Origin of the sequence: uncultured Methylobacterium sp., from assembly GCF_964242245.1 — a bacterium.
Taxonomy (GTDB): Bacteria; Pseudomonadota; Alphaproteobacteria; order Rhizobiales; family Beijerinckiaceae; genus Methylobacterium.
The window spans coordinates 7,411-17,665 of record NZ_CAXTBY010000087.1 but is presented as its reverse complement, the minus strand read 5'-3'; the positions used below and the strand labels follow the sequence as shown (position 1 = coordinate 17,665).

11 protein-coding genes are annotated in these 10,255 nt (G+C 66.8%); all 11 read left to right on the top strand.

Annotated elements, in window-relative coordinates; all coding sequences use genetic code 11:
• Positions 1-78: 78 nt before the first annotated feature.
• On the top strand, positions 79-573 hold the full coding sequence (locus ACFE8Y_RS16070; RefSeq protein ID WP_375465385.1) for a hypothetical protein: 495 nt from the start codon (positions 79-81) through the stop codon (positions 571-573).
• A 200-nt stretch (positions 574-773) separates the two neighbouring features.
• Entirely contained in the window at positions 774-2,258 is a 1,485-nt protein-coding gene (locus tag ACFE8Y_RS16065; RefSeq protein WP_375465384.1) for a 4-hydroxyphenylacetate 3-hydroxylase family protein, read from the top strand.
• A 5-nt stretch (positions 2,259-2,263) separates the two neighbouring features.
• The gene (locus tag ACFE8Y_RS16060) at positions 2,264-3,457 is read left to right on the top strand and encodes an amidase (RefSeq protein WP_375465383.1); all 1,194 of its coding nucleotides are present in this window, start codon (positions 2,264-2,266) and stop codon (positions 3,455-3,457) included.
• Positions 3,352-4,377, top strand: coding sequence for a polysaccharide deacetylase family protein (locus ACFE8Y_RS16055; RefSeq protein ID WP_375465382.1), 1,026 nt, complete (start codon positions 3,352-3,354; stop codon positions 4,375-4,377). Before ACFE8Y_RS16060 ends, ACFE8Y_RS16055 begins: the two co-directional genes overlap by 106 nt.
• A gap of 8 nt (positions 4,378-4,385) precedes the next feature.
• A complete protein-coding gene (locus ACFE8Y_RS16050) occupies positions 4,386-5,879 on the top strand; it encodes an amidohydrolase family protein (RefSeq protein ID WP_375465381.1) in 1,494 nt (497 codons plus the stop codon).
• The gene (locus tag ACFE8Y_RS16045; RefSeq protein ID WP_375465386.1) at positions 5,876-6,388 is read left to right on the top strand and encodes a flavin reductase family protein; all 513 of its coding nucleotides are present in this window, start codon (positions 5,876-5,878) and stop codon (positions 6,386-6,388) included. The genes ACFE8Y_RS16050 and ACFE8Y_RS16045 overlap by 4 nt, the downstream gene beginning before the upstream one ends.
• A complete protein-coding gene (locus ACFE8Y_RS16040; protein ID WP_375465380.1) occupies positions 6,385-7,131 on the top strand; it encodes an aspartate/glutamate racemase family protein in 747 nt (248 codons plus the stop codon). Before ACFE8Y_RS16045 ends, ACFE8Y_RS16040 begins: the two co-directional genes overlap by 4 nt.
• Positions 7,132-7,144: 13 nt before the next feature.
• The gene (locus ACFE8Y_RS16035) at positions 7,145-8,035 is read left to right on the top strand and encodes a polysaccharide deacetylase (RefSeq protein WP_375465379.1); all 891 of its coding nucleotides are present in this window, start codon (positions 7,145-7,147) and stop codon (positions 8,033-8,035) included.
• Positions 8,036-8,137: 102 nt separating this feature from the next.
• On the top strand, positions 8,138-8,338 hold the full coding sequence (locus ACFE8Y_RS16030; RefSeq protein WP_375465378.1) for a hypothetical protein: 201 nt from the start codon (positions 8,138-8,140) through the stop codon (positions 8,336-8,338).
• A complete protein-coding gene (locus ACFE8Y_RS16025; RefSeq protein ID WP_375465377.1) occupies positions 8,335-9,366 on the top strand; it encodes a CobW family GTP-binding protein in 1,032 nt (343 codons plus the stop codon). Before ACFE8Y_RS16030 ends, ACFE8Y_RS16025 begins: the two co-directional genes overlap by 4 nt.
• A 128-nt stretch (positions 9,367-9,494) precedes the next feature.
• A partial coding sequence (locus tag ACFE8Y_RS16020; protein WP_375465376.1) for an FAD/NAD(P)-binding protein occupies positions 9,495-10,255 on the top strand: 761 nt, incomplete at its 3' end.

Below are 10,255 nucleotides of genomic sequence, written 5' to 3'. Positions count from 1 at the left end.
TCGTTGTTTTATCGCGCTTTCTTTCGCTGAACCGGCGTCCACTTGGGCGGAGAGCGCTCTAAGCGGAGCGACGATCCCGTGCGTTGCCGCGATGAGCCGAGCGGGAGTCGGGGTCCGCCGTCGAAATCGGCCGAGCCGAGCATCACCGATTACGGCGTAGTCGCGAGCTTCTCGCGCGCACTCGTCGAGGGCCTGACGGTCTCGATGAGCGATGGCGCGTTCGACCCGGCGCGACGGGAGTGGCGGCAGCGCAGCCAGCGGCCCCGCTCCGACGATCGGGTTTTTCCGAACCGGCGGGGTGGCTACGAGGGCCACGACAACATGGTGAAGCGTCGCTTCCTGCCGCTGTTCCAGAAGCTGACGGAGCGGCACGCCGAAGAACCCGACAATCGCCCGCCGCCAGCGCGGTTCAACGTACACGTCGTTGAGATCCTCGTCGCCGTTCGCGAAGCCAAAGCGGCATGGCAAACGCGCGAACAGCGACCCAAATCAGGAAGGGCTTGCGTCCGAGCCCGAACCCTCGGTCGGCCGGACATGATGATTGCAGACCACGCCGCTGCAAGATCGATTTGAAGCGGACCGGAGTTGTGTGACGCTTTCGTGAGCAGCCTGCCGCATCAGTCGGCCGAGCCTCTCCCGCATTCACCTGCGTGCTGCACAATCGTTTGGCTTGACGTTGATCGCCGGACGTCATTATGCTGCTTGCATAAATTCGGCTGCAATGGGTAAGAGCCTGGCGTCGGATTCCAGCAAGCGATGATTGCGGAGTCCCAATGCCCAAGGACGGCAAAGCCTACCTGGCGAGCATCAAAGACAATCGGTCGATCTACATCGACGGACGTCGCGTCTCGGACGTCGCGACGGACCATTGCTTCAAGAGCGCCGTCGCCACCGCTGCCGGGCTCTACGACTACCAAGCCGCCGCCGAGAACGTAGAGGCCATGACGTTCGTCTCGCCGACGAGCGGTGACAGGGTCAATCTGGCGTGGCAGCTCCCTAAAACCTACAGCGACCTCGTGAAGCGGCGCCAGGCGCTGGAGAGCTGGTCGGCACTGACTTGCGGCATGGTCGGTCGGTCGCCCGATCATGTCGCTTCGACGCTCGCCGGTTTCCGGATGGGCATCTCGGCGTTTCGAAACAACGATGCGAAACGATCGGCAGCGCTCGAATCGTATTTCGACTATGCGCGCGACAACGACCTCTTCCTCTCCTACGTCATCATCAATCCGCAGGCCGACAAGGCGAAGTCGGCCGGCGAGCAGCCGGACCCGCATCTCGTCGCATCCGTCGTCGACGAGGATGCCGGCGGCATCACGATCCGCGGCTCGAAAATGCTCGCGACGAGCGGCGTCATGGCCAACGAGCTTCTCGTCTCCGGCTTCCAGGCCCTGCAGGCGGGAGACGAAGCCTACGCCTTCACGGCGGTGGTGCCGCTCTCGGCCAAGGGTCTGACCCTGATGTCGCGCCGCAGCTACGAGCAGAACGCCACCTCCACGTTCGACTACCCGCTGTCGTCGCGGTTCGACGAGAACGATGCAGTGGTCCACTTCGACGACGTCAAGATTCCGTGGGATCGCGTATTCGTCTTCAAGGATCTGAGGATGGCGACTGCGCAGTGGCATGAAACCCGCGCGCACGTCTTCCAGAATTACCAATGCATGATCCGCCTGATGGTCAAGCTGCGGTTCCTGCTCGGCATCACGCGGAAGATCGCCGAGACGAACAACATCATCAATTACCCGCAAGTCCGCGACACGCTGGGCCTGATCGCCGCCAAGGTGTCCACCATCGAGGCGCTGGTGATCGCCATGGAACTGAAAGGGGAAAACTTCCAGGGCTACTACGTGCCCGATCGCTCGCTGCTCTGCACGGCACAGGTCGTCGCTCAGACGACCTACCCGGAGGTCGTCGAGGCCATTCGGTCGCTGTCCGGCGGCGGGATGATCATGGTGCCGTCCTCGTACGCCGATTTCGAGACCCCGGAAACGAACGCGATCATTCGCAAGACGCAGCGTTCCCCGGTGGTCTCGTCGGAGGAACGCGTGAAGCTCATGAAGCTGGCGTGGGATGCCGTCGGCTCGGAATTCGGCTCCCGCCATCTGCAATACGAGATGTTCTACTCGGGGCCGCCGTTCGTCACGCGAGGCAACTCTTTCCGCTTCTTCGATTGGGATTCCGTGAAGTCGCCGGTCAACGACTTCATGTCGTCTTACGGGTTGCCCATGGTGGATCGAAAGTTGTCGAACGCGGCGGAATAGTCGCCATGACATTTGATCTTGATGCCATCCGGCGCTCGGCCTTCGTCGCTCATAGCTGTGCCAAGACGCGGACGACGATCACCGGGCCGCTTCAGGACCTGACGTTCGCCGTGAAGGACCTCATCGACGTGGAGGGCTCCAAGTCCGCCTGGGGCAACCCGGACCGGCTTCGAGAGGCGAGGCCCGCCGTCGCGACGGCGCCCGCGGTCGTCGTGCCGCTGGCGGCAGGCGCAGGCATGGTCGGGAAGACGCAGACCGACGAGCTCGCCTGCGGAATGTTCGGGATGAACCCGCATTTCGGAACGCCGGTGAACCCCATGGCCAAGGATCGGGTGCCGGGCGGCTCTTCCAGCGGTTCGGCCTGCGCGGTCGCCGCGGGATTGTGCGACTTCGCCCTCGGAACGGACACCGGAGGCTCGATCCGGGTTCCGGCGAGCTTCTGCGGCGTGTTCGGCCTGCGCACGACGTTCGGCCGCATCTCGGTCGCGGGCATCATGGCCATGGCTCCGAGCTTCGACACGGTCGGTTGGCTGGCTCGGGATGCGACGACGCTGCGGCGCGTCGGGGAGGTCTACTTCGGACCATCCGCATCGCTGCCCAAACCGCGCTTGCTGATCGCCAACGATGCCTTCGACATCCCCATCCGGACGATCGGCCAGGCGCTCCTTCCCGTCGCGAAATCGCTGGGCCGGCACGAGGAGATCACGCTCTTTACGGAGGGCGTGAACGTCTGGCTCGACACGTTCAGGCCTCTGCAATTGCATGACCTGTGGTCCACGCTCGGTGCTTGGGCGACGGTTCCGGGACGGACATTGAGCCCGGCCGTCGCCGAACGGATTGATCTCGCGTCGACCGTCGACCCCGGGACGTTCGCGCGCGCGGCTGCGAACCGCGAGCGGCTCAGCGACCGCCTCTCGCAGGTGCTCGGTGCGGACGGCGTGATCGTGCTGCCGACGGCTCACGACCTTCCGCCGCTGCGCACCGCTTCGCTGTCGGCCCAAGTCGAATTCCGCGAGAAGACCCTGGCGCTGACCTGCGTCGCCAGCCTGTGCCGGCTTCCGCAGGTGAACATCCCTGCCGTGACCGTCGACGGATGTCCCGTCGGGCTTTCCCTCATCGCCGGTCACAGGAACGACCACCTGCTGATGGCGGCCGCGGAGACGTTCGCCGGCGCGATGCCGATCGCGGCGGCGGCCTGACGGCCATGGCGGGGAGCGAACGGGATTTCGTCGGGTACGGGGGTCGGCCACCGCGCGCCGAATGGCCCGGCGGCGCCCGCATAGCCCTGGTCGTCGTGCTCAACATGGAGGAGGGCGCCGAACCGTCGATCGGCGACGGCGACCCGGCGACGGAGACGGCGCTCACCGACGCCGTTCCGGGCGAGGTCCCTGCCGGCACGCGCGACTACGTGGCCGAGTCCCTGTTCGAATACGGGTCCCGGGCGGGGTTCTGGCGGCTCGCCAACCTGTTCGGCGAGCGCGGAACCCCCCTGACCCTGAACCTCTGCGCGCGGGCGATCGCGCGCAACCCGCCCATAGCGGACGCCGTCAGGGCGTCCGATCACGACATCTGCTGCCACGGGGACCGCTTCGTCCGGCATTTCGCGATGGACCGCGACGAGGAACGCCAAGCGATCGCCCGGGCCGTCGCCGGCTTGGAAGCCAGCCTGGGGCGCCGGCCGTCGGGGTGGCAGAGCCGGTACTCGCCGAGCCGGCACACCCGCGAGCTCCTCGTCGAGCAGGGCGGGTTCCTCTACGACGCGGACAGCTATGCGGACGACCTGCCGTTCTGGACGAAGGTCGGCGGGCAGAACCACCTGGTCGTTCCGCACAGCTTCACGAACAACGACAATCGGCTGGCGACAGCGAAGCTTTCCACCGCGAACGACTTTTACGATCATCTCGCATCGGCCTTCCGCGTCCTTTACGCGGAGGGCGCGTCGCGTCCGAAGCTGATGACGGTGAGCCTGCATTGCCGTGTCACGGGGCAGCCCGCCCGCTTCGAGGCACTGCCGAGATTCCTGGACTTCGTCGCCGCCCACGATCGCGTCTGGATGGCGCGCCGTTCCGACGTGGCGCGTCATTGGATGACGCATCATCCGGCGGGCGATGCGGCGTGACGCGGCGCATGCTCATCAGGGGCGGCATGATCGTCTCGGCCGGCGTCCAGGGCGCGGTCCGCAAGGACATCGTCGTGAGGAACGGCCTCATCGAGAGCGTCTCGGAGCCCGGGGCGGTCGAGGGAGCGGATCTCGCCGAGCACGACGCGACGGACAGGCTCATCACGCCCGGCTTCGTCAACGCCCACACCCACGGTCACGCCAACCTCATGAAGGGTGTCGCCGAAGCCTGGACCCTCGAGGCGTCATTGACGCACGGGCTGTGGCTCGGCGGGGCGCGGAACGCCGAGACGGTCTACGTTTCGACGCTCCTCGGTGCGGTCGACATGCTCTCGAAGGGATGTACGTCCTGCTTCGATCTCGTCTACGAGTTCCCGCTCCCGACGAAGGAGAACTTTTGGGCTGCGGCGGCCGCTTACCGCGACGCCGGGATGCGGGTCGTCCTGGCCCCGATGGTCGCCGACAGGCACCTCCTGCAGGCGATACCGGGCCTGATCGAAGCCCTGCCCGCCGAATTGAGGGACGAGGCGGCGAAGTTCAGCATGCCGCCGCGCGACGCGACGATGGCTGCGGTGGAAGCGATCGTGCGCTCACGGGCGGAACTGCCCTCCGGCATCGCGCTGGCGCTGGCCCCGACCATCCCGCATCACTGCTCGGAAGGCTTCCTCACCGATTGCCGCGACGTGGCGGCCCGCCACGGCCTTCCGATCCAGATGCACGTGGCGGAATCCCGTCTGCAGGCCGTCGCCGCCCGTCGGTCCTACGGGTGCTCGGCCGTCCGGCATCTTGCCAAACTCGGCATCCTGTCCCCGAACTTCACCGCGGCGCACGGGGTGTGGCTGAACGCCGACGATCTGGACGTGCTGGCGGCGCACGGATGCTCCGTCGCGCACATGCCCGCGAGCAACTTCCGGCTCGGGTCCGGCCTTGCGCACGTACGGCCGATGCTCGACCGCGGAATCAACGTCGGCCTCGGGACGGACGGCGCGAACTCCTCGGATGCGCTGAGCATGATCGCGGCGATGCGTCTCGCCTCGTACGGCGCGCGCGCGATCGCGGGGAGCCGCGAAGGCTGGCTCCGTGCGCCGGAGATACTGTCCATGGCGACCGAGGGAGGCGCGAGGGCGCTCGGGCGCCACGACGGCCGCATCGCACCGGGGGCGCCCGCCGACCTCGCCTTCTTCGATCTCGGCCATGTCGACTTCCTCCCGGCCAACGACCCCGTCAACCAGATCGTCACCTGCGCGGACTCGTCCTCCGTCACCGACGTCATGACGGACGGCGAGTTTCGGTTGCGCCGCGGAAAATTCACGTCCCTGGACCTTGTCGAGCTTCGCGAGAAGGTGGTCCGAAGTACGTCGCGGCTGTCCCGGGCCACCGATGCGATGCGAAGGCTCGCGGGCCGCCTGGAGCCGCACGTCGTGGCCTTTGCCGACGCCCTCGCCTCCGAGCCGGTCGGGATGGAACGCCACGTCCGAGCAGGCGCCGGGGCGTGGTCATGATGGGCGCGTCTTACCCCGTGAACGGGGCGGACCTTCGCCGCGCGTGCGGCCGCTTCGCGACCGGCGTTGCCGTGGTCACCGCACGCGCCGGGACCGTCGTGGTCGGGATGACCATCAACTCGTTCTCGTCGGTGTCGCTGGACCCTCCGCTCGTGCTCTGGAGCATCCGGAACAGCGCGCGGTCGCGCGACATCTTCGAGAGCGCGGGCGCTTTCGCGATCAGTATCCTCTCGTCCGAGCAGGAGTTCGTGGCCGGACGCTTCGCTGCGGGAAACGCGGACGCCTTCGATGGGGCGGACACCCTGCCATCCCCGGCAGGATTGCCGTTCATTGCCGGAGCGATAGCCCACCTGGACTGCACGACGTACGACGTCCGCGACGGTGGCGACCACCGCATCCTGATCGGCAGCGTCGACAGTCTCGCGGTGCACGAGGGCTGTCCGCTGCTGTTCTACGACGGACGCATCGTGTCGAGGCTCGCCCCCATCGCATCATCGGTGACACCATGAACGACAGCCCGCCTGCCGGCCGCAAGACGCGCATAGGCCATATCACGCCGTCATCGAACACGGTGCTCGAACCGCTCACCTACGCGATGAACAGGGCCTGCAACGACAGATTCTCGCATCATTTCTCCAGGGTGCAAGTCACCCATCTCGCCCTGTCTCCCTCCTCCGAGCTGCAGTTCCAGTTGCAGGCGATGACCGCCTCGGCGCGCCTTCTCAACCACGCAGCGCCCGATTGCATCGTATGGAACGGGACCTCCGCCAGTTGGCGGGGCGTCGAGAGCGACATCGCGCTCTGCGAGGCCATCACGACCGAGACCGGGCTTCCGGCTTCGACGTCCACCCTGGCGTTCTACAATGCATACAAGAGCCGAGGTTGGTCGAAGATAGGGCTGGCTCTGCCCTACACCGAAGACGTGAGCCGAAAGATCCGCACCGAGTACGAGCGACAAGGGTTCGAGATAACCGCCGCGTCGTCGCTCGGCTTGCGTGACAACCTGGAGATCGGCAACGCGTCGCCCGAGCAGATCCGCACGGTGCTGCGAGAAGCCTCCGAGGGCGCTCCGGACTGCATCGCGGTCGTCTGCACGAACTTCAACGCGACCGACCTGATCGAAGAGATGGAAGGGGAACTGGGTATCCCGATCGTCGATTCCATCGCGGTCACGTTCTGGGAAGCCGCGCGCATCGCGGGCGTCGACCTGAAGATCGACGGGTGGGGCCGTTTCCTGGCCAGCGTCGCATGAGGCACGATCGAGCATGACGAAGGACATCCTCATCGCCTACGGCATCGACGTCGATGCGGTCGCGGGCTGGATCGGGACCTACGGAGGCGAGGACAGTCCGTGCGACATCTCGCGGGGCGTGTTTGCCGGCGAGGTCGGGGTTCCCCGGCTGCTGCGCCTGTTCGATCGGTTCGGCATCAAGACGACGTGGTTCGTTCCGGGGCACTCGCTGGAGACGTTCCCCGCGGAGATGAAGGCCGTGGCCGTGGCCGGACACGAGATGGGCATGCATGGGTATTCGCATGAGAATCCCCTGATCATGACGCCCGATCAGGAGGAAGCTGTCATCGACAAGTCGATCGCGCTGATCACCGCGCTTCAGGGGCGTCCGCCCGTCGGATACGTCGCGCCTTGGTGGGAGTTCAGTGCCGGAACGATCGAGCTCCTGTTGAAGAAGGGCATCCTCTACGACCACAGCCTGATGCACCGCGACTTCGTTCCCTACTATGCGCGAACCGGCGAAAGCTGGACCAAGATCGACTACGGCAGGCCCGCGGCCAGTTGGATGAAGCCGATGGACCGCGGCCGCGACACGGCCCTGGTCGAGATCCCCGCATCCTGGTATCTCGACGACCTGCCGCCGATGATGTTCATGAAAGCGTCGCCGAACAGCCACGGCTTCGTCAATCCGCGCGACATCGAAGAGCTTTGGCGGGACCAGTTCGACTGGGTCTACCGTGAGTACGACTACGCCGTCTTTCCGATCACGCTGCACCCTGACGTCTCGGGCCGCCCGCAGGTGCTGGTGATGCACGAGCGGCTGTTCGAGCATTTCTCGAAGCATTCCGGCGTGCGATTCGTGACCTTCGAGGAGATCGCCCGGGACTTCCGGTCACGCTTCCCGCCCGGGTCGAAGACGACGTGAGGGTGAGCGATGTGTGCGCTGTGCGGGGTGTTGTCCACGGTCCCGCATTGGTCCACGGCCGCGCCGGTCGCGGAACGGTCCGCCGCGTCCCAGGAGCGGCTCGTGACCTTCGCGGGCCGGATGCTCGCCCCGCATCGCGTGCGCCTGTCGCGGTTCGGAGGGCGTCTGCGTGTGGCCGGCCCGACGGGCCGGTGCGCGGTCGTCGACGACCTGGGCGCACTCTGGTCGGCGCTGGACAGGATGAACGTCCCTGTCGACCCGCTCTCGCCGGACCTCGTCCGCGGAACCGAGCACGATCGGTGACCGCCGTCACCGTCGACGTCCTGGCCGGATTCTTGGGCGCCGGGAAGACCTCCCTGCTGCGCCGGCTGTTTGCCGCCAACGTCCTGTCGAACACCGCCCTTCTCGTCAACGAGTTCGCGGACACGGCCCTGGACCTTCGGCTGCTCGGCGTCGACGGTGCCCTTGCCGAGCCTTTCGTCCAGGGATGCCTGTGCTGCGCGGTCGACGGCGACCTGCGTGGCGGTCTCCTGGAACTGCTGGCAAAACGGGCGTCCGGGGCCGTTCCACCCTTCGAGAGGGTCATCGTGGAAACGTCGGGCCTAGCCGACCCGGCCGGCCTGCTCGCGACGATCTCGAACGACCTCATGCTGCGCCATCGCTTCCGGCCCGGTTTCACCGTCACGCTCGTCGATGCCGTCAACGTCCTGGAAACGCTGGCTGCGGAGGACGTCGCGCTTTCGCAGGTCGTCATCGCCGATCGCGTCATCCTCTCGAAAGGCGACCTCGGGGACCCGAAGGCGCGGGCGTCCATCGTGTCGGCGGTCCGCGCGCTCAATCCGCTGGCCGACGTGTCCGGTCTCTACGCCTCGCAGTGGGTGAACGATCCTTGGGCGGAGCTGTCGCCGCGCCGCGTCGGGCGCTTCCGCGCGTCCGCCGCGGCGCCGGATGGAACGCAGCGCCACGCCGTCTCGGCCTTGAAGCTGGAACGGCGCCTGCCGGTCGAATGGGCCTCGCTCGCGGTCTGGCTGTCCGCCCTCGCGCACCGCCACGGGCACCGCATCCTGCGCATGAAGGGCTTCGCCGTGCTCCCGAACGGCAGGCGCGTCGTGATTCAAGGTGTGCGCCACCTCATCTTCAGTCCCGAGCATCTGCCGGACGCGTTCGCCTGCGCCGGGCTCGAACTCGTGCTGATCATGCGCGATCTGGACGCTTCGGCCGTCAGGAGGTCGTTCGATGTGTTCGTCGAGGATCTTCGGATGGACGCTTCTGACGCAGTCTCGGGGACGCGGCCGGACCCGGCTGACTCCAGGTCGGAACTGGCATCCTGATTGCCTGACCGACCGGCTGGCGACGGACCGGAAATCCGGAGTCGCGGCATCATCATCAGGATGAATTCGCAAAAGCGCGGACCAGGTCCGCGCATCGGGGTCGTATGCCTGCCCGCTCGAAGGTGCAAATGCCGATCGAAGACGACGACCTGGAAAAGCTGGGCGAGCGAGCCTGGCACGAGATGCGGTGCCTGGGCTATCCATCCCGGGAATGGGTCATCCCCAAGCATCGCGACGGGAGGACCGCCTACGACGCCGTCGTCGTCGGAGGCGGACAGAGCGGCGTCTCCATCGCCTTCCGGTTGCTGCGCGAGCAGGTGACCAACGTGGTCGTCCTGGACCGGAACCCGGCCGGCCTGGAAGGCCCCTGGTCGACGTTTGCCCGGATGCACACGCTGCGGACACCCAAGGACGTGACCGGGCCGGACCTCGGCATCCCAAGCCTCACGGCACGCGCTTGGTGGGAGGCACGACACGGCCGCGAGTCCTGGTCGCGCCTGCACAAGATCCCGAGGGACGACTGGCAGGCCTACCTGTGCTGGGTTCGGTCGGTCGCCGGCATCGACGTGATGAGCGACACGGAGGTGTTCGACATAGAGCCCCTGGCCGGAGGGCTGCTGTCCGTCCACGCGAGGGTGGGCGGCGAGGCCACGACGCTGCTCGCAAGGAATGTCGTGCTCGCGACGGGCATCGAGGGATCGGGAACCTGGACGGTCCCGGAGGCCATCGCTGGTGCCTTGCCGCGACATCTCTACGCCCATACGTCCGAGCCGATCGACTTCGACCGCCTGTCGGGCCGGGCGGTCGCCGTGATCGGCGCCGGTGCGTCGGCCTTCGACAACGCAGCGACCGCCCTGGAACGCGGGGCCGCGTCGGTCCACGTCTTCGC

Coding starts and splice junctions, on each gene's coding strand:
- ACFE8Y_RS16065 (WP_375465384.1), top strand. CDS start 774: ATGCCCAAGGACGGCAAAGCCTACCTGGCGAGCATCAAAGACAATCGG.
- ACFE8Y_RS16060 (WP_375465383.1), top strand. CDS start 2,264: ATGACATTTGATCTTGATGCCATCCGGCGCTCGGCCTTCGTCGCTCAT.
- ACFE8Y_RS16045 (WP_375465386.1), top strand. CDS start 5,876: ATGATGGGCGCGTCTTACCCCGTGAACGGGGCGGACCTTCGCCGCGCG.
- ACFE8Y_RS16040 (WP_375465380.1), top strand. CDS start 6,385: ATGAACGACAGCCCGCCTGCCGGCCGCAAGACGCGCATAGGCCATATC.
- ACFE8Y_RS16050 (WP_375465381.1), top strand. CDS start 4,386: ATGCTCATCAGGGGCGGCATGATCGTCTCGGCCGGCGTCCAGGGCGCG.
- ACFE8Y_RS16035 (WP_375465379.1), top strand. CDS start 7,145: ATGACGAAGGACATCCTCATCGCCTACGGCATCGACGTCGATGCGGTC.
- ACFE8Y_RS16055 (WP_375465382.1), top strand. CDS start 3,352: ATGTCCCGTCGGGCTTTCCCTCATCGCCGGTCACAGGAACGACCACCT.